Genomic DNA, 23,063 nt, shown 5'->3' with positions numbered 1-23,063 from the left:
ACTTTTGGGTCCTTCACTCCATTGCTCAACAATGCCCTGCCGATGAGTCTCCCTTAGCGATGACTTTATCGGGTTATCAAATGTTTACAGCGCGTTCAAATGATTAATACACCACTGAGCCCGCTTCAGGATGGCATTCCTGCTCGCTGAACCCTTTTTGTCCCACCCTTTATAAACAAGGGCGGTCCGTGGATTGTTCTGCAACATCTCTCGGTGTTTCTCCATAAAATGCCAGTAAAGGCTGTTTAAAGGACAGGCACTTTCTGTCTCTTTTTCCTTCACCTGATAAACACAGTCCGGGCAATAGTCACTCATTTTCTGCACATAATTGCCACTGCCTGCATAGGGTTTCGATGCCACCATGCCTCCGTCGGCATACTGTGACATGCCCCGGGTATTGGGCAGCTCTACCCACTGAATCGCATCGATATAAATGCCCAGATACCACCGGTCGACCTGATCAGGATCAATACCCGCCAGCAGGCAGAAGTTGCCGGTAATCATCAACCGCTGAATATGATGCGCATAGGCATACTGCAATGACTGAGTAATGGCATGGCGCATACAGTTCATCTGTGTCTGACCGGTCCAGAACCAATCAGGCAGATCGCTTGTCGCTTTCAGGTAGTTCATGGACTCGTAGTCCGGCATATTGCTCCAGTAAACACCCCGAATATATTCACGCCACCCCAGGATCTGACGGACAAAGCCTTCTATTTGCGCCAGTGAAATCGCTTCAGGGTTGTCACGCCAGGTGCTGATCGCCTTATCGATCACCTGTTTCGGGTGGAGCATTTTGGTATTCAGGGCAAAGGAGAGCCGGGAATGGTAAAGACTCCACTGATGGTCACTGTTCGCGGTCATGGCATCCTGGAACTGACCAAAATATGGCAGGCAATGGGTGCAGAAATAATTGAGTAATGTTAATGACTGCTGACGTGTAATCGGCCAGAGCAGATGAGTGCCAATATCACCAAAGCTCTGTACCTTATGGCGTTTCAGCCGCTCCAGTACTGACGCGGTTGAACTGGCAAACACTAACGGTTCTGGAATCGCGTCAAGATCAGCAGCTTTGAGCTTACAGCGATTATCCGCATCGTAATTCCATTGTCCGCCCTCCGGCTGGCCATCACACATCAGGACGTCATGCTGCTGGCGCATCTTTCGGTAGAACGTTTCCATCCTGCCGGGCTTACCGGGCTTGAACCGTTTGCCAAGCGCCTCAAACGGAACCAGAAAATGTTCGGTATCCCACTCTTTTTTAAAAAGGGTTTTATCGGGTTCAAAATCTCTTAACTGTGTCAGCAAACGATATTCATCGGGCCGCTGGTATTCAAAACGGGTCACTGCATATTGCTGGCACAAGTGAAGAATCAATGATGGCAGGTCGGCAAAGTCTTTGGTTTCATCCAGCGTCAAACGCAGAACCTGATGCCCCGCTTCCTGCAATGCCATGGCAAATTGTTCCATGGCGAGAAAAAAACCACAGATTTTTTGTACATGGTGCTTAACATAACCGGTTTCCTGAAGCAGTTCGGCAATCACATAAAGACAGTCATCGTCCTGCCTGGTGAACCAGCTATGGTGGGCGTTGAGCTGGTCTCCAAGAATCAGCCTGAGGGTAGAATAGTGTTTATTGTTTTTCATCCATCACCCGGTTTCGTTGAGATCGGCAGCGCCTTGAACAGTAGCGGACCTCCTCCCAGCAGCGTTCCCACTTTTTTCGCCAGGAAAAAGGACGATGGCAGACGGGGCATTGCTTTTGTGCGGTTCGATCAACCTTGTTGTCAGCAATTCTTACGCTTTGAAAGTGCTTCATGCCTACTTTACGTTAAATTGACGGGTTCGGCTCAGAACAACCTCATCGCTACTGTGCATGTAGAGTATTCAAGGCAACTCAAAACCGGGTATTCAGAAAAAGTCACGGCATTCTGTACGTTATGCCACAGAAACATCATGTTCACTGGCAGGGGCACTCTATCCGTAGTACCAATGATCACTGCCCCTTTCCGGAATAACAGGATTTTCCCATTTAAACAGCAACTCATCTATTATATTGTCTTCGGAGCCACACTGTTCAAACCAGAACTCCAGCAAGGCGCAGCCTGCTACCTGCTGGAAAACGCTGAAGGTACTCCTGAACCTGATCCTTATGGATTTCTCTACCATCCACAGACTGCCCCGTGATATAGCAATGTGCCAGTAAGAAGAAATGCAGGCGTGAGTTCTGAAATAGTCGTCTCAGTGTTTTGATGGATTGCAACACCTGCCCTGCTGACACTCTCTGATGATCAATGGGTAGCTCATAATGCATAGCCATGATCTCCCTCGTTTGAATTTTTCATTAACAAGCTGGTCAGATTCGCTAACTAAAACTAACCTCTTCATTTAACCGCTTCTATTTCAACCACTTACATAGCGAAAACTGCTATCCCAATGGATATATCGCCGTATGCCGGTTATCCCAGAAACCTGTTAGATTCCCCCCTTTCAAAAGGCACGACTTCCACCTGACTCAGGGCTTTCAGATCCCATGCTGAGCTATCAACACCACTACCACGCGGGTAATCATGCCGATGTACTCAAACACTGGCTGTTGCTGGCCTGCGTGCGTCACATGCAGAAAAAAGACACGCCTTTTGATTATATCGACACCCATGCCGGTGCCGGTCTCTACCGACTGGATTCAGCCATGGCCCGCAAGACAGCAGAAAGCGATGAGGGTGTCCTGAAGCTGGACTGGCAAAAGCTGCGAGGTCTCAATGACTACCACGGCCAGATTGCCGACGATATCCGTGCCAAACGTTACCCTGGCTCACCATTGCTGGTAAAGCGATTGTTGCGGCCCGGTGACAAAGCCTGGCTGTATGAAATGCATCCAAAAACCATTGCTGAATTACGTCAGAATTGTGAACATCGTCGTCTTTGTCATGTTCGTCAGGAAGACGGTTTTAAGGGCCTGCCAGCCCTTCTGCCCACAGCCAGTCGTCGTGCATTGGTATTGATTGACCCCTCTTATGAGATCAAGTCGGACTATCAGACAGTGGTTAAGGTGATGGAAGCCGCTTACATGAAAATGCCTCAAGCCATGCTGTTGCTGTGGTATCCCTTGGTGGACAAGCAGCAGATTCGACAGATGGAAAAGGGCTTTGCCAAAAGCAGGATGCGCAATACCCACCTGTTTGAAATGGGCGTTGCCGACCCTGGCGAGCCCGGTATGACCGCTTCAGGCATGGTGGTTGTGAATCCCCCCTGGACCCTGGCGGATGACTTCATCCGAATCATGCCACAGGTATCTGCCCACCTGGCGAAAGATCATAAGGCCCGCTGGCGGCATCAGCTATTGGCCGCTGAATGATTAAGGCATGATAGGCCAGTCAGCCGCATCGACACTGTCGAGAGGGTAGGTTTTATGCCCTCCCCAACGGTTGATATAGCGGCCATCAGGATCGAACTGCTGAGCCTGTTTATCCAGATTAAAATGGCGACTCCCTCTCGGGTCAGCACCCACACCCGCCAGATACTGCCAGTTGCCCCAGTTGCTGCCAACGTCATAATCCACCAGCTGCTGCTCAAACCAGGCGGCCCCGTAGCGCCAGTCCATCCCCAGTTCATGAATAAAGCAGCTGGCCACTATCTGCCGCCCACGGTTGGACAGGTAACCGGTGGCCTGCAGCTCTTTCATACAGGCGTTCACAATGGGCCAGGGTGTATTGCCAGCGCACCATTTCTGAAACCGTTCCGGGTAAAAGCAGGATAAACGACACTTATCCCGGATGCCTCTGGATGAAAACAGCCGAACACCATGCTTCAGGGCATACCATTGAAAATATTCACGCCACAGCAATTCAAATTGAATCCAGTAGGTGGATTCATTGGCCATAATCAATGACTCATAATGCCTGAGTGCCTGGAAAATCTGCCGGGCGGAGAGACAGCCGTGGGCCAGCCAGGGTGAAAATTTGGTTGAGGTCTCCCAACCCTGCAAGGCGTTTCGCGTCTCTTTATAGGTGGTTGGCAGCAGCGCTGAGAAATAGTGCTTCAGATGCTCTGCCCCTGCCGTTTCACCACCGGTAAACGGGCTGTTGGCTTTGGCCTTTGCCGGTAACCTGTCAGAATGGTAATTCAGACCGGGCATGGGCCCTGGCATGATATCCGGTGCGGTAGCGGCTTCGGTAATGGGTAGATGTTCGACAAGCTTTCGGAACTGAGTAAATGTTTCCGGCAGCTCGTCCGGGGCAAATGGCAGATCGTTCTGGTGGAAGAGCGTAAATGTTTCAACTTCATTGAAGGTGACTGCCGGGAAGTTCTGCTTGAGACTCTGCCAATAGGCACTCTCCTGATAACCCATATTACGGCTGCGATAGACCGCATCAATTTTATGGGCTTTCAGCATTTGCTCGATCGCTTGATACGGACTTTGCAAACGCACCAGCAGTTTTTGCCGTCGCTGTTCAAGCTGTGATTCAAGCTGTTGAATACCCTCCCGCAGGAAACGCCAGCGATGCTCGCCCATCACCCTTGACTGGTAACGGCCTGGCTTAAACCAGGCAGGGTCAACACAATAGACACACACCAGGTGTTTACAACTGGCAGCAGCCTGCAGCAAGGCCCGGTTATCACTCAGCCTCAAATCGTTGGTAAACAGAAACAGCGTTATTCCCTGCAAGAGCGATACCCTCCAAACCTTTTAGCACTAATACCTATTTGTACGTTAATTTTCCCAAACCACGGAAAACCGTGCTCAACTTCCGATAACTCCATGTAATTTATAAGATTTATTGTCGTACTATTAAAGACATCAAATCTGTTTTGGTATTATGTCCTCTCAGGTAAAGTGAAGAACTTTATAATATGCTGGATGTATTGAAATAAGGGTAAAACGCATTGAAAGCCATTAAAATTCTGTCACTGATAGCACTGCTGACGGGCTGTACAGGAATACCCGAAGGCGTTACACCGGTAAAGCCATTTGAGGTTAACCGCTATGTTGGAAAATGGTATGAGATAGCCAGGCTGGATCATCGATTTGAGCGAGGCCTTTCCCATATCACCGCAGAATACTCAAGCAACCCTGATGGCAGTATTCGGGTCATCAACTCAGGTTACTCTGCTGAGGCAGGTGAACGTAAGCAGGCCGAAGGCAAGGCAAAATTTGTCAGAGAACCTGACGAGGGATATCTGAAAGTCTCTTTTTTTGGCCCCTTCTACGGCTCCTACATTATTTTCGAGCTTGATCAGAAAGGCTATGAATACGCCTTTATCTCAGGAAATGGCAAAGATTATCTCTGGCTGCTGGCCAGAACGCCTACCGTCAGTGATCAGGTTAAATCGGACTTTATCAACAAAGCCAAAGCACTTGGGTTTGCTACTGAGCAATTGATCTTTGTGGATCAGAGTAATCCTCTCAATTAGCACCTGTTGGGGAATTGTGTATATCCCTGCCATCAACGCTCTCACCTTGTCCATTATCTGCACGATTCAGTATTGCTGATCGTGTTTATATCATTGTCGTTTAGCTTATAACTCAAGTCACAAATTCATTTAAATTATGGAACAGGTTACAGAAACCGGTTCCATCTTGCAGCTGAAGTATGAGATTTGAGTCATCCATGAACGATATGGGTGAAAACCGCTACTTCAGCCACAACGGTATTCAGGAGTACGGTCAGGTATTGATCACGACAAAATTGTTCTGGGTGTTGCGCTTTACGGCCGTGGCTGGGCAGGCGTCAGTCTTAGGTTGGACATTAAGCTTATCCCTCCATTTTCATTGGGGTTTCGGATGGAACCACGAAGGACACGAAGAGCACAAAGAAGAGCCATTCTTTTCCTTCGTGCTCTTCGTGTCCTTCGTGGTTCCATCTTTAACTTGCCGAAGAGAGGAGTAGGCGCTTAATGTCTACCCTAAGAGGCGTCAGTAACCTGAAGGAGGCTGGTAATCCGTTCAGTGGTACTGCTACCGGTGGTATCAACGGCACCTGGGAAAAGGGCGTGCTGGATTATCGTGATATTTATGAGAATCATGGTGAAGCCCAAGGCTTTGTCTATGGCTATGATCAGCAGGCCGAGGCACCTTACCTGTGGAAGGAGTCAACCGATGAGCTGATCACCTACGATGATCCTTCATCGATTCAGGCCAAGGGGCAATATGTGCTTGATAACAATTTAATCTGTAAGTAGTTGGCACTGGCTTATGCTGGTGCCATTGCTTTTTCATCGAAGTCTACCCTGACCTTTTTCAATAATTTGTGATCGGATCCTTATGTTGCTCTTGTCTTATGAATCAAAAGCCTATAAAAACTGCTGGCAAATAAAATGTGTAAGGAACAGAAATTTGTTTAAGCGTAAATTATTACAACTGGCTACTTCTGCGGTACTGGCGGGAATAGTTGTGACTGCACAGGCTAACGGTTCGGCCATGGTTAATCCGGACAGTGGCGTTGTGGTGGGCTACTGGCACAACTGGTGCAATGGCTCCGGCTATCAGGGCGGGAACGCTCCCTGTGTGAAACTGGACCAGGTTGACCCAATGTACAATGTGGTCAACGTCTCGTTTATGAAAGTGTACGACACAGCTGCAGGTCGTATTCCGACGTTCCATCTGGACCCGGCCATTGGTCTTACTGAGCAGCAGTTTATTGATCAGATTGCTGAACTGAATAATCAGGGCCGTTCTGTGTTGATCGCCCTCGGTGGTGCTGATGCGCACATTGAACTGCGGGCCGGTGATGAGCAGCCTTTTGCGGATGAGATTATCCGACTGACCGACTACTACGGCTTTGATGGTCTGGATATCGATCTGGAACAGGCCGCCGTTACCGCAGCAGATAACCAGACGGTAATTCCAGCAGCGCTTCGAATTGTAAAAGATCATTACAAGGCGCAGGGTAAAAACTTCCTGATTACCATGGCTCCGGAGTTTCCTTACCTTGTTGACAGTGGTAAGTACGTTCCCTACATCGATAACCTGGAAGGTTACTACGACTGGATCAACCCGCAGTTTTATAATCAGGGTGGCGATGGTATATGGATTGATGGGATTGGCTGGATTGCCCAGAACAACGATGCCTTGAAAGAAGAGTTTATTTATTACATGGCGGACTCACTGGTAAACGGCACCCGTGGTTTTCATCAGATTCCACATTCCAGGTTGGTTTTCGGTATCCCATCCAGTAATGATGCGGCAGCTACCGGTTTTGTCAAAGACCCTCAGGACCTATACAACGCTTTCAAACGCCTTGAGTCACAGGGTCAAGGCCTGCGCGGTGTGATGACCTGGTCAATAAACTGGGATATGGGCACCGATGCCTCCGGTAACGCCTACAACGAGCAGTTTGTTAAAGACTATGGCCCGTTTATCCACAGCAACTCTCCAACGCCTCCACCGGTTGACGGCAAGCCGGTCTTGAAAGGCGTTCAGAATGTCCGTGTTCTCCATGGCTCTGACTTTGATGCCATGGTCGGCGTCAATGCCATTGATAATGAAGATGGCGACCTGACTGGCAAAATTCACATCGATGGTTACGTAGATACCCGTGAGATTGGCACCTATGCCCTCACTTATAGTGTAACGGACAGTGATGGTCATACAACGTCTGCCGTCCGTTCTGTGGAAGTGTTCAGCCTGAAGCCGGTTTTCTCCGGTGTTGATAATACGATCATCCCGCTAAATACTCCGTTTGATGAAATGGCAGGGGTTACGGCTATGGATGCAGAAGACGGTGATCTGACAACCACAATCCGGATATCTGGTTCTGTCAATACATCTGTCGTTGACGTTTATACCTTGAACTATTCCGTAACCGACAGTGCGGGCCAGACAGTTTCCGCTGAGCGGAAAGTCACCGTATCGGACGGCACCAGCTGCGCCAATCCCTGGGATGCTGGCACCATCTATTTGAAAGGGGATGAGGTCTCTCATAACGGGGCTCTGTGGCAGTCAGGCTGGTGGACCCAGGGTGAAGAGCCCGGTACCACCGGAGAGTGGGGCGTATGGCAAAAAGTCTCTGACAGTTCTTGTGGTGGCAGTCAGCCTGATGCTGACGCTGAAATCACGGTTTCCGGTGTCACTACTGAATATACAGCGGTCGATGGTCAGGTAAGCCTGTCGCTGCAGATTACCGTGAATGAAGCTATGAACCTGAATGCAGTTATCACGGACTCAAACGGAAGTGTGGTCAGTAATACCAGCCTTTCCGTAACCGAAAACAGTAATCTGACCATGATCATCAGTAATGCGGAAGCGGGCCGTTATACCCTGAACGTAAACGGAACCACTGCAGATGGTGAAACGGCAAGCTACGAGGCAGGCTTTACGGTTAAAGTAGACGGCGGCGTAACACCACCTCCGGGTGAGTATCCACTGTATGATGCCAACGCCAGCTATGCAGCGGGCGATATTGTTGTTGGCAGTGATCATGCCCTGTACGAGTGTAAGCCATGGCCTTACACCGCCTGGTGTTCAAATCCAGCCTATGCGCCAGCCAGCAGCCAGTACTGGCAGGATGCCTGGATCAGGCTGTAACGGTTAATCAGCAGTAAGTAAATCCAGAGGTGTAATTAACTCAGGTTATGCTTTAAACCACCAGGAGAGGCACGGAGAAAAGCAAAAAGCATTTCTCCTGTCGCTCCGGGGCAAAACAAAGGAAATTATTCAGGCCCTATCCCTAACCATTTTGCAACACCTCAAGTGTTAGCCATTTCATGCACAGGGCTGGCAGGAATTTTCCAGAGAAACGCAATACCAGCTTTTGAAAGGAGAGGCCCTTCTAGATCATCGTTGCAGTGAATTACCAGATGTTCACTATCGGGGCTAAATTTGGCCTTTTGAACGGGATAAGCCGTTTTTATCTTATCTTTTACTACCCATGTGCCATCATCACCGATGCCCCAGAGTTGCACAAGGCCTGACTGGTCTGTGTCTTTCCGGTTTTTTTTGTTGCCATAGGTCACAAAATGGTTTTCCAGTTCATTAAAATGGGCTCCATGGATGGCATAGGCACCAGGTTTTGTTACGGCCAGTGTCGTCCACTTGCCATTGTCATCGCGTCCCAGAATGGAAGCGGTGGTGTCCCGGCTAAAGGTATAGGCAAAGCGCCCTGAAGAAGAAAACCGGGCTTCACGAATATCCAGCAGATGTTTAAACTCCAACTCTTCCTGCCATTTGCCCTGACTGTTGAGGCCATGAATTTTCACGGTCCAATCACTACCGCGGGTCAGCACACTGTCCTCCTGAGCGTTGAAGGCAGCATAGTCAATCCCCGCCAGGTGATATAACCTTGCATTCTCAACCAGATTACCTTCCTCGTCATCCCCCCAAATGCAGGCGAAATTCGATTTATAGCCATAGCTCAGAAGGAGATTCTCTGAGGGGCTGAAGAGGGCTTCATAACTGGCGTGATGGACAAAGGTCTGACCTTGATCCAGGCGATCATCAGGACTTTTGCAGTCCAGGAGTTTAAAAGAGCCACCGCTTTCAAAACGGGCCAGTATTTTACCCCCGGATGGGCTGAACCTAGCATCTGAACAACAACGAATTTCTGCTTTTCCTTCCCAGACACCATAAGCATTGTAGCCAGAAACTATAACTGTGTTTTCTATATCTTTGGTCAGCGCATAGTGCCCGGTGGCATTGAACAAGGCTCTGCAAACCAGGTTGGTAATATGTTGGTTGTCGTCGGTTATGATCGTCGCAGGATGACAGATTTCCCCGATCTGTGACCAGTTCCCATCGACATCACAACCCAGAAAGATGGTCTGGTTACCCCAGGTGAAGATCACAGCGTGTTGCTCATCATCACTCAGCTGGGCACTGGCAATGTTCCCAACGCACTCAAAGACCTTTTTCTCCTCCAGGCAGTTGCTTTCATCATTACAGGCCCAGATGGTCACTTTTGAGCCCTGGTAAGTCAGGAAATAATCGTTTGTGGCCTTAAGAGGTGGTTGCTGTGGCCCGGTTTCCTTATAGTGAAGGATCTCTTTAGGCTGGGTTAGCGGGATCCACCGGCCGTTGCTATCCTGGCGCAATACGTTGATTTTGCCGTTCTGTGGGTCGTAGGACATAATTTTGTTCTGCCCGGGGCTGAAGCCTGCCTCCATCCGTGGATAGTCTTCATCATAGGGGGTAAGCGCAAGCACCACCGCCTCCTCCCAACGGCCATCGCTGTTCAGCGTACATACCTTGACATTGCCATCGTAGCTGCAACTCAGGAGCGTATTTTCAGATCTGTTGAGTTCGCAACGATAGACCGAATCAGAGTTTCCTATTTCCCCTTGCTGCAACCAGTTGCCATCCGCGTCTTGTCGCCAGATCTTCAGAATAAAATCGCCCGCGCCATTACAACCATGGATAAGCAGGTTCTTACCCATTTGGCTAAAGCTGACATTGATAATATGGTGATCGAAGCAAGCCACCAGTTGAGGTTCCAGATAATTTTCCTGACATTCGAAAATATCAACCTTCGCTGAATCAATATTGTCCGCTTGCCTGTTATTCAGCGCAATATCCTGTAACTGCGCATCATTAACAGCTGCGGTGCTATTGAGCTGTACATGCTGTTGTGATGCGTCTCCCACTCCAGCGTCTGACGATGGCATCATGGAAATCTTAAGCCCGATAATTTCCAGCTTACGCTGACCGATAGCAGTGATGATCGACAACTCGGGTGGTGCATTCCGTTTCAACCGTTCCAGGGATTTGAGCTGCTCCGGTTCAGAGACTTTTGAAGCATATTTGTTATAGGCAGCCACTGATTCAAAAAGGGGTTTCAGGTTATTAAATAACTGCCTTTCACCGGTTTCGATTTTGCTTGTGGCTGCCCTGCTCAGTACACGACCAAATGAAATCACCTTTGTTTGTGCTTGCGGACTTTTCAAGGCTTGGCAGGTTTTCAGACATTTTTCCGCTATGGGTCCCATGATAACTCCGGTCATATTGGCACAGGGATAGAATTTACACCGCCATGAACCGGTAGCATCCTGTGATTGAGTAATTCGTCCACCATTGCTGGTCGGACCATTCAGTAACTGATCAATAGATCAGTCAATTTGGCAAAAGTTCCTCTCACTGAGGTATTTTTTTGGTTCAGAGTTATTAAGCCACTGAAAAAATGACCGGAAAGAGCGTCAAGCCCAGTACTTCTAGTGCTGGGAAGGATCGCTCGGCTTGCAAAGCAAGCCCTTTGTACTATTTTTCACACGTCGGACTTTTTCAGCGATAACGCATTCCGGCAGGAAAAGTAAAAACCTTCCGCTTTCTGTTCGTGTCCTCCAGACAATCCGAAAGGTAGAACAGATTGTCGAATAAGGTGAATCCCGTTAAATAGGTAAGGGATTCACTGCGGCGGGGCATCGCCGTCTTGCAGAAGGAATCCCACTGCTTTAGCTGTGGGAGGATGTCAAAACAGAGATCAGCATGGACGATTTGAATAACAACAAGATAAAAATTTATTTGCCGTTATCTCTTTGCAAAAAAGGAAAATATTCAGCCCTCATTCTCAGGGCCTGTTGACGTTTCGTTGCGTGCTCGCAACGAAACGTCAACTTCAGTAACACCTCAAGTGTCAGATGCTTCCACCACCAGGTTGCCAGGAATTTTCCAGAGTAACACCGTACCATTTTTTGAATGAAAATATCCCCGTCGATCATCGTTACACGTGATCAGTAAATGATCGCTATCAGGGCTGAATTTGGCCTTTTTCACGGGGTAATCCAGTTTTATCTGATCTTTTTTTGCCCATTCGCCATCACCATCCAGGCCCCATAGTTGCACAAGCCCTGGCTGGTGTTTGTCTTTTTTGTTTATTTTTTTGCCATAGATCAGAAAATGGTCATCCAATCCATTAAACCGGGCACCTTCAATGGAGTAGCCATCAACCAGGTTTGTCATCGCCTGTTTCATCCACTGGCCATTGTTGTCGCGTCCCAGGATACACGCGGTTCCGTCCAGGCTAACGGTATAGGCAAGGTGCCCTGAATCGGAAAAAAAGCCATCGAGAATATCTCTTTGATGTTTAACCACCAACTGCTCCTGCCATTTGCCCTGGCTGTCCAGGCCCTGAATTTTTACCACCTGGTCATTACCCCTGGTCAGCACACTGTCCCCCTGAGCGTTGAAGGCCGCATAGTGGATCCCCCCCCGGTGCAATGCCTTTGCTTTCTCAACCAGATTACCTTCCCCGTCATACCCCCAAATACAGGCAAAATTCGATTCAACACCGTAGCTCAGAAGAAAATTCTCTGACGGGCTGAAGATGACTGTTTTACTGCCGCTGTGCTCACAGGTTTGAACTTTATCCAGCCGACCACCATTACTGCTGCAGTCCCAGAGTTTAAAGCTTTTATAGGTCCGTCTTATGAAGCTCTCGCAACAGTTGTCGCTGTGCTCATCAGGGGTCTGACCTTGATCCAGCGGGTCATCAGTCTTGTTGCAAGACAGAGGTTTGTAGAGTTGGGCCAGTAATTTGCGCCCGGAGGCACTGAATCGGACATCTGAACAATCCTGAATTTCAGTTTTTACTTCCCAGGAACCGTTTTCGTCATAACCAGAGATAATCGCTATATGATTTGAATCAATACTCAGTGCATATTGTCTGGAGGCATTGAAGGATGCTTTGTGAATATAGCCTTTGATAGGTTTGTTAATGGCCTTTGAATAACTTTCAGGATGACAAACCTCCCCGATTTGCGACCATTCGCCATCGCCATCACAACCCAGAAAGATGGCCTGGTCCACACCGAAGATCACAGCATACTGCTCATCATCACTCATTTGGGCACTCCAAATCCACTGACTGCACTTAATGACCTTTTGCACCTCCATGCAGTTGCTGTCGTCATTAAATACCCAGATGGTCGCTGTTGCCCCCCGGTAAGTCAGTAAATTATGGTCCGTGACTTTGAAAGACCGCTGCTGTGGCCCCAATTGCCGACGGTGACTGATCTCTTGAGTCTGGGTTAGCGGAGTCCACTGACCGTTGCTATCCGCCGGCAGTACCTTGATTTTGTCGGCCCAATAATCGTAAGTCATAATCTTGTCCTGCCGAGGGCTAAAGCCTGCGATCACATTCACAATGTCTCTGCCTCTAACGCTGGGGCTGTGCTCAAGTACCACCGCCTCCTCCCAAAAGCCATTGCTGTTCAGCTTACTCACCGTGACTTTGCCATCGGAGCTGGTCGTCAGTAATGTATTTTCCGACCGGTTGAATTCGTAATGAAAGTTATGCTCCCTGAACCTCCCGTTCTGCGACCAGTTGCCATCCACAGTTTGTCGCCAGATGCACAGAATACGATCGTCCTCACTGTCTTTACCATCGATAACCAGATGCTTACTCGAAGGGCTAAACTTGGCTGTAGAGACATAACGACCGATGCTGATCACTTGTTCGAGTTCCAGATAATTGGTCTGGCACTGGAAAATGTCAGCCTTCTTTGCTTCCATTTCGCCCGCTTGACTGTTAATGAGGGCCGCACCCTGTGACTTATTAACAGGAACTGGCGTATCGCTATTTGCAGTAGCGCCGGAACCCCCTGCTGTCGATGCTTTTTGGGAGGCGGATTCGGTGTCTGAATCGTCCGTTGATGATTCAGTGTCTGAATCGTCCGGTGGTGATTCGGCGTCTGGATCTTCCGGTGGTGATTCGGTGCCTGAGACGTTCGTTGATGATTCGGTGTCTGAATCGTCCGGTGGTGATTCGGTGCCTGAGACGTTCGTTGATGATTCGGTGTCTGAATCGTCCGGTGGTGATTCGGTGCCTGAGACGTCCGTTGATGGCCTGTTGAGTGAGGCAAGTGTATTTACACTATTTGCCAGAACAGTACCTGCTGGCACCGTGGCCTTATCTGCGGATTCAGGTTCGGTACTACTATTATTGTAAGGTGTATTCCGTTGGTCATGCTGTTGCAATGCACCGTCCAAACCAGCGTCTGATGGCTGCGTCATCGTGGAAATATTCAGCCCGATGCTGCGCTCATCAATGGCGGTGGTTAGCGTTGCGTCGGGTGGTGGATCCAGTTTCAGCTGCCCCAGTGATTCGACCAGCTCCAGTTCCGGGATTTCTGAGATTTGTTTGTTGTATGCCGCCACCGATTTATGCTGTGGCTTCAGATCATCAGATAACTGCCGTTCATCGGTTTCTATTCTGCTTGTGGCTGCACTGCCTGACGCTATTGGTTGCATGGTAACTCCGGTCATATCGACACAAGGATTGAATGTATACGGCAATGGATTAGTAGTACTCTATGGTGGTTTATGGTGGTTTAGCCGTCCTCTATTACTTGTCTGACCATCCAGTATTTGAGTTATAGATCAGTTAATTCGACAAAAGTTCCTGCCCTGATGGATTTTTTTCAGTTCAGGGTCATAAGGCCATTGGAAAAATGACGACTACTGTCAGGCATTGCACATTGAAAATGTGGCACTTTCATTGCCCGGAGAAGTAACACAGACGCCTTCTGTTGATATCAGCCGTGATTTTTATACCGCTCAATTTTATTGATTAACGCCAATGAATTGAGTGAGACTGACTTGCGTCAGGTCATAAGTATGCCGTCCCGCCACTGATAGCCTTCGCACACTGATACGCCGCCTGGAAATAACCTGCTTTCTCCAGCTTCCGGGAGCTATTTCAGAATCAAAAACAATCGCAGTTTTGAAGTCTTCGGTAAGGGTGTGGTTATTCTGATCACTGCCGCCCTGGCTGCCGCAGTGATTGAAGCACTGACCGGTTTTGTCATTATTCCGGGTATGGCACCATTCTCTGATGGTGTTGCCACCGTTGGTCACATTGCCATGGTTCTGGCGGGTGCCTTCCCTCTGGTGCACTTTATCACCACCCGCTTCAACAAACCGCTGATGGCCGTTGGTCGTTCCATGGGCATGGGCGAAACCGCTGCCGCTGGTCTGTTAGCGACCCTGGCAAACAGTATCGCCATGTTCAACATCATGAGAGATATGGACAACCGCGGCAAAATCATTAACGTTGCCTTCCTTGTCAGTGCCTCTTTCACCCTGGGTTACACCGCTGCCGTGAACAGCGACATGATCTCTGCCATGATCGAACCCCAGGCAGGGAACTCAGGCAGAAGTTGAACAGATTTTTAAAAATGCCCTTTGATGTGACATTTAATGATCAATAACAGGGTCTCCATAAGGCCCTGTTTATTTTCCAGTCAAAATGGCTTATCAGCACGATGCTATAATTTTCAGATGATTAAAGATCACGGAAGATTATTATGAGCAGCAACGGATTAGGTTCGCTTACCCCATCACAAATCCATCAAATCAATAAGTTAGCATCTAATCAAGATTCTGAAAAAGATGTACTGGTGGCTCAATTCAATGGTAAGGAAATTGCATTTACTGCCATAAGACCAAGGGTCAACTCTGAAGCCAATAAGGAAAAACCTGTGGATGGTTCTGATTTAGCGGTAGAAACCCTGGGTTTAAAGGATCGAACAATCTCACCAGCATTAGCAAAAAGGCTCATTGAGGCCTATAAAAACGTATCACCGGATGATGTAATCTTCGTCGACCGGAAAGATGTTCGCCTCCTTATGGATCACGTCGATGATAGCAATAGTACTCAGCCGCCGGGCGAGGATGCAACATCCAGTCTTGATAGCGCCGAAGACCGCAGAAGCTCATCCAATACATTGCATTCTGGCTGGGGGTCAACCACCAGTCTCGATAGTGGATACAACAGTGTTTATGGCAGTACGGAATCCCTTTACGATGATGTAGCTTTGCCTCAGGATAAAACAACTTCACCTTTATCAGAAAAAGTTACTGAATTAATTAACAAGGAAAATTATATAGGCGCACATTTTCAAATGCGTGATGAGAGTTTGGCGGCCATAAAAGGTAAACATATTACTAATGGACGGTGGAGTAGATTTGGCTTTAGCGATAAGACAGTAGGACATGTACCTTTGCCGAAAAAAACAGCCTTGGAAATTGATGGCAATCATATTCCCGCCAACAATATCGAGTTGACCAATGCCAGTTATGTCGCCATTCAGGCGCCTCAAACTAGAGCAAAAAAGTCTGGAGGCGATATCTGGCGAGCAGCTCTTGACTCGGGGTGCAGTGTAATTTGTGATCTGACCAGAGAAAAAGACAGGCTCGAGACAAGAAAAGGAGGACCTATTGCTCCGTATTACCCAACCGGAGAAAAAATCCAAGACGACGACAAGGTCAATGGCAAAATCAAGGACAAAGACGGCGGCAAAATCGACAAAGAAATCGTCTTTGATAATGGGATAAAAGTGAGATGCCATTCAAAACAACAAAAAGCTGGGTATGCAAAAATAAAATATGAGGTGACTGATCCCCTTCGTGGCGAAACCCGCATTATGCGAAGATATCATTATACTGGCTGGCCGGATCACGGAGTACCCAATGAAACAAACGGTCAAGACTCTCTGCTCAAGTTTATAGAAGCACTGCGTAAGCATCAGGTCGGGGATGAATATTCAGGCAACACAATGGTGCATTGCATGGCAGGCGTTGGCAGAACCGGAACGCTTATTGTGCTAAATGAAATCTACCGGGACATACTCTCCGGAAAATATCAAAATAAGAAGGAACTGGATCAAGCAGTATTCAAGACTATTCAACAAGGCAGAAAAGACCGGGGACCCGCCTTTGTTCAAGCAGAGGATCAGATCAAATTTATCATGGATACCGTTCATACATGGCAGGAAAAGCGAGACAGGGGAGAGAACATTACTCCCCAGATTTAGTACTAAGTTCTTCGTTCAGGGCCATGAAGTAATCAGCAGCCAGGCGCAAATGGCTGCCGGTCCAGCAGAACATCTCACCATCCACCAGCCGGGTACTGGCAGTCACACCCAACTCGGCAAATTCCTGACAATGCCGGTCTTTAAATGGATAGGGCTCTGAAGACAGGAGCAGCATATCTGGCCCGGCTGCTTTTAGCTGGTCGATGGTGATCTCCGGGTAACGCTCCAGATCAGCAAAGACATTTTCCATCCCGCAAAGCTTCAGCATCTCATTGATAAACGTATTACCGGCAGCAACGCGATAGGGCTTCCTCCAGATAAAATAAGCCACACGCAGTGTCTTTCCAGAAGCCAGTCGTGCCATTTTGCGCCTGATGTCTTTGACGATTTCGTCGGCATTGTGTTCTTTGTTGGTCAGCTGACCAACGGAAGTGATCATGGCCAGGGCATCATCCAGGTTGTGGATATCACAGACCCAGGTTGGGTATTGCTGTTGCAGCCGCTCAATGCCCTCCCGGTAGTTCTCTTCCTTGTTACCGAGGATCAAATCCGGCTGCAAGGCATCTATCGCCGCAAAATCCAATGTCTTGGGACCGCCGACAATCGTTTTTTCCTTGCGTGCCCGCCCGGGATGAACACAGTAGCGGGTTACTCCAACAATCCGGTCTTCCAGGCCAAGATCAAACAACAGCTCTGTCAGGGATGGCACCAGAGAGATAATTCTCACTGGCTTGTCACTGACGTCTACTGAATACTGCATCTGATCAATAAACTGGCGGGACATTTTTGAGGCCTCAATGTTTCAAGTGAAACTCCGGTTTAAAGCAGCTTCTGGAAAAACTCTTTGGTGGGTGACGGTATCACGGTCTTGCCAATCAGCATACCGGCATCCCTGGCAGCCATCACGCCAGCATCAACTGCCGCATTAACCGCAGAAAGTTCACCGGTCATCACGATAAATGACTTACCGCCAATGGCCATGGCCAGACGTACTTCAATCATTTTAACGTCGGCTGCCTTGGCCGCAGCATCGGCAGCGATCACTGCAGACGCAACACTGAAGAACTCAATAACGCCCACGGAATTTACCTGACTGATGTCGTTCGAGCCACTCAGTCCTGCCAGCAGTTCGTCATGGATATTGGCAACCGCAGCGATCATTTCAGACGTCAGACCACGACTGATACGACGGATCTCAGCACTCTGGGCTTGATGGGACAGCAGCCATTCGCGCAGTTCACCAACGCTCCAGTTCTTGATTTCGCTGTAGATACGCTCGTTAACATCGTCCTGAATAATCCGGGTGACTTCGTCCACCTCGTAAGGTACGACCGGATTATTACGGAGATCAGACAGCAGCATACGGGACAGAACATCCTTAGCCGCCACCATTTCAGTGATTGATTCGGCGGCTATGCCCGCCAGTACGTCGCCAGAACATTTTTCGTTGGCCTTGGCGAGTACTTCTTTAATGCTGGAAAAGCTGTAGACCTTTCCAAACAGTTTGGTTTTAAGAAGCATGAGGAGCCTGTGCCTCGGTTTGAATGAGTTAGCGCAACAAGGCTACCCAAACGAGCACGAGACCGGCTTGATATGCGTCAGCGAGCACCCATCATTAAAAAGTGACGTACATCAATAAAATCAGGGTGCGAATGGCTGTTTTTTGCGGCTCGGGGAGATAAATGATCAGGATCAAATTCCGATGGACAAAATAGCCTCAATAAACGACAAAAACATGATCCAGATCAAATGATGAAAGGAAAAACTCTGAATGTGTCTGCTGATGACCGATTTTAATGAAGCTCAGTAAGGCGCTCAAGTAACTGCTCCGGACTCTCGTGCACCAGATCTTTATTGATGTGATCTCCCAACGGCACATGTTTATCGACCACAGGCAGAATTTCACCCAGTAGTTTTGGGGGAGCACAAATACGCAGGGTCTCAAACTGGTGCTGATCATGGGCATGATTGATAGACCTGGCCAGCATATGGGCAAAGTTGACAGACTCATGCTCTTTGGGCGAGTTATCCGTACCCAGACTACGGACACTACCGCCAGCGGATGAAGTGACTGAATGGCCGGGGCCTGCCGTCACGAACTCATGCCGTTTCCATCTGCCTTCTTCATGATCAATATGATCAACCAGATCAAGCTCTTTCTTGTGTCGGTCAAAACGATAGACCTTGGCTTGGCTGTTATCAGCAACCAGTACCCAGGATGATGCCATGATATGCACCTCTAAATGGCTCGCTAAGTACGATAACTGTTCAAAGATAGTCCAATGGTTCAGGAATTGCCTGTTTTTACCGTTGAGAAGACTTTATCTGGATGGATTTTGCTTTTCAGCATGTAGGCAATTTTAACTGCCATGAAATGAGCAACTCCGGAAAACTCTGTTTTCGCCACTTCCAGCATTTTTTGCCGCTCTTCTTTGAGCTTTTGCTTTTTTGACTTAAGCCTGAGAAAACGACTGCTGTCTTTTGAGGTTACAGACGGTAATAAGTCATGCTCAATTCCACGCCAGATACAGTCAAAGGTTGTTTGATGAATTGTCTTAAGTTCATCATTAGCCAGGGTTCCCAGAATTGGATCTATCTGATCATACAAGTCAATCAAAAACTGTATATAGAAATTTCTCAGTTTTTCCCGCTGGGAATCTGACGTTATTATGGTATCCGAAGGCAATACAGCCTGTTCACAGGATTCGGGAAACCCTTCTTTGTCCTTAACATTATTAACAATCTGACTGGCCAAATCTCGATAGAATATCAATGGGTCCTTTTCCTTAATGCCTGAGCGAAGTTCTGAAAATGCCTTTTCCACTGAAAAATCCAAATCCCATTGACCAAAGTTGACTCTGACACGTGATAACTGCTCAGGGTCAAGCTGAAAGGAAGGATCTGCTATTGTTAGCAATTTTAAAATGCCCTGGTGCATTCTTATTATTTTCCTGCTTTTAGTATCACTATCATCCACCAGAACATCACTGAACATTGTTTTCAAAATGACCTTAACAGAGCTATCAGGAAGCTGTTTATAATGATAATAAAACTCTGAGAACTTACTCTGTATCTGTTCAGCCATTTTAACAAGCTGAAGGACTTCACCCTTTTCGTTTTCGGTAAGCGTGCTTTTCAGGTAATACTTTTGAAACCTCTTTTCAGTAATCCCGAATGCCAGATTAAATTTAGCGACAGCCTTGGTATATACTAATGGAAAATAGTGCTCACGCTTCTGAAACTCAGGCATACATTTTACCGTGCTTTCCAGGGAGCCACACTCATCAAGAAATTTCCAGAAGTTTTCTACAACAACAGGCCAAACGGCATCTCGCAAGGCCTCCCCTCTCAGGGTTGAAAATCTATCTTCCCCCAGAACCAGTTTCATAACATCCGGAACCTGCTCCAGATCCATATTCACGTCTCTAATCAAATTGTACGGTTCAGACAGCCTGATAAAAGACTGTGTATCCGTGATAGCCCTCATGACAAAGCCGGGGTCCAGGACACCATTTTGATAGGGGTCAACTTCATGAAATCTTGTTACCCGATCACTCAGGGCAGCTCTGAAGGAAAATATTTGTGTTAACTGGTGTTGAATTTTTTTCTCTGGACTTATCGGTTCAGAGCAAAATGCCTGACTGAATTTGGTTGAGAGTAAAAGGATCTTATGATTTTTTCTCTTTCGTATCGCTTTACGTGTGAACCGGCTTCTATCAAAAGGAGATTTGGCTGGAACCTTAACTTTATCTTCTGAGCAAGATTTTTCCTGGTCGACTTCAGGAGAAAAATGACATTTTTCAAATTTATCAACCAGCTCGGCCACTGAAACTTCGTAATCATTTTCGTGGATGGGAGAATTTTTCAATTCTGTTATTTTTTTCTGGCCAGCCCTTTCTTTAAAGGACTCAATACGTTTCGTGACAGAAATGCCAGCCTTATTCAGATTCAGTCCTTTATTTTCATACAACGTTTCATCGTCATTTGCTCCAGCATTCGAAATATAACCGGAGTCATTAGAAGCTATTGAAACACGCAACTGACTTGATCGAACCGATAAATATCCCTCATGGTTATCATTTAATCTTTCTGCCTCAGAAAGATAGTTAACTACCTCATTACTTTCTGAAACGGACATACCTGAAAAACGTTTATCGTTGACACTTTTGCTGTGGCTCTCCCGGCTGGGACGACCATCATCATATGGTAACAAGCCATTATCATTTCCTTCAATTTTCATAGCAGCCTCCCGGCCCCTTCACTAAAAATTTTACTGGATGCCGGACATTCAAATAAGAGTCTCATGTAAATCTATTTTCAATCAATTGTAAGAAAATCGATACTCAATCAGTAGGCTATCAGAGTCCAGCATAAAATTGCTCAGCAACTATGAGCCCTTTTCTCCATCGGACAGCCAAAAAGACTTTTAATATGAAATAGATAGTAAAAAAGATAGAATACCCGCAAAATCAGATTAGCTGAGCAAAACAATAAAAATAGTTTGGAGCCTTCCATGAGTGCCAGACATGAAAATCTCGACAGCGTCCCTACTCCTCAAGGGGAAATGACCTTGAAAGTTCTGGCGGATCATCGTTCCGTCAATAGCAGTGGTGATGTATTTGCTGGCTGGGTAGCCATGCACCTGGATCAGGCTGGGGAGGTCTGTGCCCGCAAGGCCTCCAACGGTGCCAGGGTAGTCACGGTCAGTATTGGCAGTATGAGCTTTCTCAGGCCAGTTCAGGCCGGTGACCTGATCGGGTTCTTTACCCGGGTAACAGAAATCGGCAAAACCTCGATTAAGGTGATTGTCGAAGGCTGGATAGAAAACCACCATGGCTGGGAGAAACTGACAGAAACAACCATGGTGTTTGTTGCCATTGATCGGGGTGGACGAACCCAACGGGTCAGGAACTTCTAGTCCAATATTGAAGAGGATCAGGAGCCTCTGATCCTCTCAGTCTCATCCGCAACAAAACTTGCAGTTAGCTAATGAATGGCTCGTCACACGCCTCTTCAGAGACATCGCGTCCGGGTTGAAAAAATCCCATTCAGGGACAATTCTAATTCATCCCCCGATTGCAGAGACCCGACACCTTCCGGCGTACCGGTCAGCACGATATCTCCCGGAAGCAATGTGAAATGCCTGCTGATATAGCTCAACAGCCCGGGAATGGAGGTCAACATATGTGCCGTTGTCCCTTTCTGCCTTGGCTCTCCATTAACCGACAGAGAAAACCCGAGATTGGCAGGATCTTTAATATGCTCGACAGCCACAAACCCGGATAATGGGCAGCTGTTATCAAAGGCTTTGGCAACTTCCCAGGGCAGCCCTTTTGACTTTTGCCGTTCCTGCAAATCTCGCAGTGTCAAATCCAGTCCCAGACCAATCGCCATGATCGCCTGGTTAGCCTCATGCTCACTGGCATCGGTCAGAGGCTCCCTGATCAGCAGGCTCACTTCTGCCTCGTGATGGACCGCCCCACGATTACGGGGTAATTTCACGGGCGGCTCAAGGTTAACCATGGCCGTACAGGGTTTAATAAACAGGACCGGGTCATCCGGCAGGGGATTATTCAGTTCCTGAACATGTGCCGCATAATTCCGTCCTACACAAACCACCTTCCCAACAGGAAGGTCAATACGGTCGCCACTGATCCAGCGGTGCCTGTACTTCATAGCGCATCCCTTATTAACGCCGGTGATGAACAATGGAACGCACAATACGCGCCAACATCATACGGATATTTATTATTCAACTGAGCCAGAAGCTTTGTCGGAGTACCAGACAGTGTTTGCCTGTCATGCCCCGGGGAGGCTATTGTCCCACGGCTCAGGTCACAGATAAAGCATCTCACTTTCACATACACTGTAGTAGTATCATAAAGACTGGCCGCACAGTGGAAGGAGCATAGTATGTCAGAAGAGCTGCAACTCAATATCCAGAGCCTTCATGATATTCTTGAAAACTCACCCGTCGATGAATGCACAGCAGGAGCCTTAAAACAGATAACCGAAGAGATTAACATTGCCGTTGCCCAGGCAGAAGGAGAGATTCCCATTCAGGGCTACAACGATCAGCTGGAGCAGGAGGCCATTCGTTTCAGTGAAGACCACCCGGCCCTGACACAGGCGATCCGGCAATTAATGTTTACCCTCTCCAGTATGGGTATTTAAATACGGTCACTATGATACAGCTTAACACCAGATCGGTTTCACTGATGTGAGGCCGATCTCCCTGCTGTAACGACCCACCGCCTTTTAGCAGGTACTATCCCGCACAGCCTATGCTATGATGTGCCGCCTGATGCAGCCGGACGCAA

The 23,063-nt window shown here is 47.9% G+C and carries 20 protein-coding genes; 9 read left to right on the top strand and 11 right to left on the bottom strand.

All coding sequences use genetic code 11. From position 1 onward, the window contains the following. Positions 1-84: 84 nt before the first annotated feature. The 3 genes from J7438_RS16050 to J7438_RS16040 form a co-directional block, all read right to left on the bottom strand. Entirely contained in the window at positions 85-1,647 is a 1,563-nt protein-coding gene (locus tag J7438_RS16050; protein ID WP_209277346.1) for a cryptochrome/photolyase family protein, read from the bottom strand. Further along, complete coding sequence (locus J7438_RS16045; RefSeq protein ID WP_209202100.1) at positions 1,634-1,819, bottom strand: DUF2256 domain-containing protein; 186 nt, start codon at positions 1,817-1,819, stop codon at positions 1,634-1,636. Before J7438_RS16045 ends, J7438_RS16050 begins: the two co-directional genes overlap by 14 nt. Before the next feature lie 258 nt (positions 1,820-2,077). Beyond that, complete coding sequence (locus J7438_RS16040; protein ID WP_209277345.1) at positions 2,078-2,320, bottom strand: hypothetical protein; 243 nt, start codon at positions 2,318-2,320, stop codon at positions 2,078-2,080. Positions 2,321-2,533: 213 nt separating this feature from the next. On the opposite strand from J7438_RS16040, the gene J7438_RS16035 reads away from it, so the two are divergent. Then, a complete protein-coding gene (locus J7438_RS16035) occupies positions 2,534-3,358 on the top strand; it encodes a 23S rRNA (adenine(2030)-N(6))-methyltransferase RlmJ (RefSeq protein WP_209277344.1) in 825 nt (274 codons plus the stop codon). Here J7438_RS16035 and J7438_RS16030 read toward each other — a convergent pair whose 3' ends face one another. Further along, positions 3,359-4,669, bottom strand: coding sequence for a DASH family cryptochrome (locus tag J7438_RS16030; RefSeq protein WP_209277343.1), 1,311 nt, complete (start codon positions 4,667-4,669; stop codon positions 3,359-3,361). Between the two features lie 218 nt (positions 4,670-4,887). Here J7438_RS16030 and J7438_RS16025 point away from each other — a divergent pair, with 218 nt between their 5' ends. The 4 genes from J7438_RS16025 to J7438_RS16010 all read left to right on the top strand — a co-directional run bounded on the left by J7438_RS16025 (position 4,888) and on the right by J7438_RS16010 (position 8,527). Beyond that, positions 4,888-5,415 carry a lipocalin family protein gene (locus J7438_RS16025; protein WP_209202104.1) on the top strand — a complete coding sequence of 176 codons (528 nt, stop codon included), beginning with the start codon at positions 4,888-4,890 and terminating at the stop codon, positions 5,413-5,415. Positions 5,416-5,612: 197 nt separating this feature from the next. Next, positions 5,613-5,891, top strand: a complete 279-nt coding sequence (locus tag J7438_RS16020) for a hypothetical protein (RefSeq protein WP_209202105.1) — start codon at positions 5,613-5,615, stop codon at positions 5,889-5,891. Between the two features lie 7 nt (positions 5,892-5,898). Next, on the top strand, positions 5,899-6,183 hold the full coding sequence (locus J7438_RS16015; RefSeq protein WP_209202106.1) for a glycosyl hydrolase family 18 protein: 285 nt from the start codon (positions 5,899-5,901) through the stop codon (positions 6,181-6,183). A 154-nt stretch (positions 6,184-6,337) separates the two neighbouring features. After that, positions 6,338-8,527: an immunoglobulin-like domain-containing protein gene (locus J7438_RS16010; protein WP_209202107.1), complete on the top strand. Its 2,190-nt coding sequence runs from the start codon at positions 6,338-6,340 to the stop codon at positions 8,525-8,527. Positions 8,528-8,688: 161 nt separating this feature from the next. On the opposite strand, the gene J7438_RS16005 is transcribed toward J7438_RS16010, so the two are convergent. Both J7438_RS16005 and J7438_RS16000 read right to left on the bottom strand, forming a co-directional pair. Then, positions 8,689-10,920 (bottom strand): WD40 repeat domain-containing protein, encoded by a 2,232-nt coding sequence (locus tag J7438_RS16005; RefSeq protein WP_209277341.1) that lies wholly within the window; start codon positions 10,918-10,920, stop codon positions 8,689-8,691. A gap of 637 nt (positions 10,921-11,557) precedes the next feature. After that, positions 11,558-14,179: a hypothetical protein gene (locus tag J7438_RS16000; RefSeq protein WP_209277340.1), complete on the bottom strand. Its 2,622-nt coding sequence runs from the start codon at positions 14,177-14,179 to the stop codon at positions 11,558-11,560. Positions 14,180-14,599: 420 nt separating this feature from the next. On the opposite strand from J7438_RS16000, the gene eutH reads away from it, so the two are divergent. Both eutH and J7438_RS15990 read left to right on the top strand, forming a co-directional pair. Then, positions 14,600-15,091, top strand: a complete 492-nt coding sequence (eutH, locus tag J7438_RS15995; protein WP_209277379.1) for an ethanolamine utilization protein EutH — start codon at positions 14,600-14,602, stop codon at positions 15,089-15,091. A 143-nt stretch (positions 15,092-15,234) separates the two neighbouring features. Next, the gene (locus J7438_RS15990) at positions 15,235-16,743 is read left to right on the top strand and encodes a tyrosine-protein phosphatase (RefSeq protein ID WP_209277339.1); all 1,509 of its coding nucleotides are present in this window, start codon (positions 15,235-15,237) and stop codon (positions 16,741-16,743) included. Here J7438_RS15990 and J7438_RS15985 read toward each other — a convergent pair. From J7438_RS15985 to J7438_RS15970, 4 genes are all read right to left on the bottom strand, one after another. Then, positions 16,727-17,527, bottom strand: coding sequence for a helical backbone metal receptor (locus J7438_RS15985; protein WP_209202113.1), 801 nt, complete (start codon positions 17,525-17,527; stop codon positions 16,727-16,729). The genes J7438_RS15990 and J7438_RS15985 overlap by 17 nt on opposite strands. A gap of 35 nt (positions 17,528-17,562) precedes the next feature. Continuing rightward, complete coding sequence (gene eutB, locus J7438_RS15980; RefSeq protein WP_209277338.1) at positions 17,563-18,264, bottom strand: ethanolamine ammonia-lyase subunit EutB; 702 nt, start codon at positions 18,262-18,264, stop codon at positions 17,563-17,565. A gap of 272 nt (positions 18,265-18,536) precedes the next feature. After that, entirely contained in the window at positions 18,537-18,971 is a 435-nt protein-coding gene (locus J7438_RS15975; RefSeq protein ID WP_209202114.1) for a host attachment protein, read from the bottom strand. 59 nt (positions 18,972-19,030) lie between these two features. After that, positions 19,031-20,983 (bottom strand): hypothetical protein, encoded by a 1,953-nt coding sequence (locus tag J7438_RS15970; protein ID WP_209277337.1) that lies wholly within the window; start codon positions 20,981-20,983, stop codon positions 19,031-19,033. A gap of 273 nt (positions 20,984-21,256) precedes the next feature. Here J7438_RS15970 and J7438_RS15965 point away from each other — a divergent pair, with 273 nt between their 5' ends. Next, positions 21,257-21,661, top strand: a complete 405-nt coding sequence (locus J7438_RS15965; RefSeq protein ID WP_209202116.1) for an acyl-CoA thioesterase — start codon at positions 21,257-21,259, stop codon at positions 21,659-21,661. A gap of 95 nt (positions 21,662-21,756) precedes the next feature. Here J7438_RS15965 and J7438_RS15960 read toward each other — a convergent pair whose 3' ends face one another. Further along, the gene (locus J7438_RS15960) at positions 21,757-22,419 is read right to left on the bottom strand and encodes a fumarylacetoacetate hydrolase family protein (RefSeq protein ID WP_209277336.1); all 663 of its coding nucleotides are present in this window, start codon (positions 22,417-22,419) and stop codon (positions 21,757-21,759) included. Between the two features lie 237 nt (positions 22,420-22,656). Here J7438_RS15960 and J7438_RS15955 point away from each other — a divergent pair, with 237 nt between their 5' ends. Then, the gene (locus tag J7438_RS15955) at positions 22,657-22,917 is read left to right on the top strand and encodes a DUF4404 family protein (protein ID WP_101747242.1); all 261 of its coding nucleotides are present in this window, start codon (positions 22,657-22,659) and stop codon (positions 22,915-22,917) included. Positions 22,918-23,063: the final 146 nt, after the last annotated feature.

The organism is Thalassotalea sp. G20_0, from assembly GCF_017744175.1.
GTDB lineage: Bacteria > Pseudomonadota > Gammaproteobacteria > Pseudomonadales > Endozoicomonadaceae > Endozoicomonas.
The sequence above is the reverse complement of the archived record's forward strand: the minus strand, read 5'-3'. Positions and strand labels throughout refer to the sequence as shown.

Bases quoted from the DNA above. Each gene is read 5' to 3' on its own strand.
- J7438_RS16050 (WP_209277346.1), bottom strand. From the start codon at position 1,647: ATGAAAAACAATAAACACTATTCTACCCTCAGGCTGATTCTTGGAGAC.
- J7438_RS16045 (WP_209202100.1), bottom strand. From the start codon at position 1,819: ATGAAGCACTTTCAAAGCGTAAGAATTGCTGACAACAAGGTTGATCGA.
- J7438_RS16040 (WP_209277345.1), bottom strand. From the start codon at position 2,320: ATGGCTATGCATTATGAGCTACCCATTGATCATCAGAGAGTGTCAGCA.
- J7438_RS16035 (WP_209277344.1), top strand. From the start codon at position 2,534: ATGCTGAGCTATCAACACCACTACCACGCGGGTAATCATGCCGATGTA.
- J7438_RS16020 (WP_209202105.1), top strand. From the start codon at position 5,613: ATGAACGATATGGGTGAAAACCGCTACTTCAGCCACAACGGTATTCAG.
- J7438_RS16015 (WP_209202106.1), top strand. From the start codon at position 5,899: ATGTCTACCCTAAGAGGCGTCAGTAACCTGAAGGAGGCTGGTAATCCG.
- J7438_RS16005 (WP_209277341.1), bottom strand. From the start codon at position 10,920: ATGGGACCCATAGCGGAAAAATGTCTGAAAACCTGCCAAGCCTTGAAA.
- J7438_RS16000 (WP_209277340.1), bottom strand. From the start codon at position 14,179: ATGCAACCAATAGCGTCAGGCAGTGCAGCCACAAGCAGAATAGAAACC.
- J7438_RS15990 (WP_209277339.1), top strand. From the start codon at position 15,235: ATGAGCAGCAACGGATTAGGTTCGCTTACCCCATCACAAATCCATCAA.
- J7438_RS15985 (WP_209202113.1), bottom strand. From the start codon at position 17,527: ATGTCCCGCCAGTTTATTGATCAGATGCAGTATTCAGTAGACGTCAGT.
- eutB (WP_209277338.1), bottom strand. From the start codon at position 18,264: ATGCTTCTTAAAACCAAACTGTTTGGAAAGGTCTACAGCTTTTCCAGC.
- J7438_RS15975 (WP_209202114.1), bottom strand. From the start codon at position 18,971: ATGGCATCATCCTGGGTACTGGTTGCTGATAACAGCCAAGCCAAGGTC.
- J7438_RS15970 (WP_209277337.1), bottom strand. From the start codon at position 20,983: ATGAAAATTGAAGGAAATGATAATGGCTTGTTACCATATGATGATGGT.
- J7438_RS15965 (WP_209202116.1), top strand. From the start codon at position 21,257: ATGAGTGCCAGACATGAAAATCTCGACAGCGTCCCTACTCCTCAAGGG.
- J7438_RS15960 (WP_209277336.1), bottom strand. From the start codon at position 22,419: ATGAAGTACAGGCACCGCTGGATCAGTGGCGACCGTATTGACCTTCCT.
- J7438_RS15955 (WP_101747242.1), top strand. From the start codon at position 22,657: ATGTCAGAAGAGCTGCAACTCAATATCCAGAGCCTTCATGATATTCTT.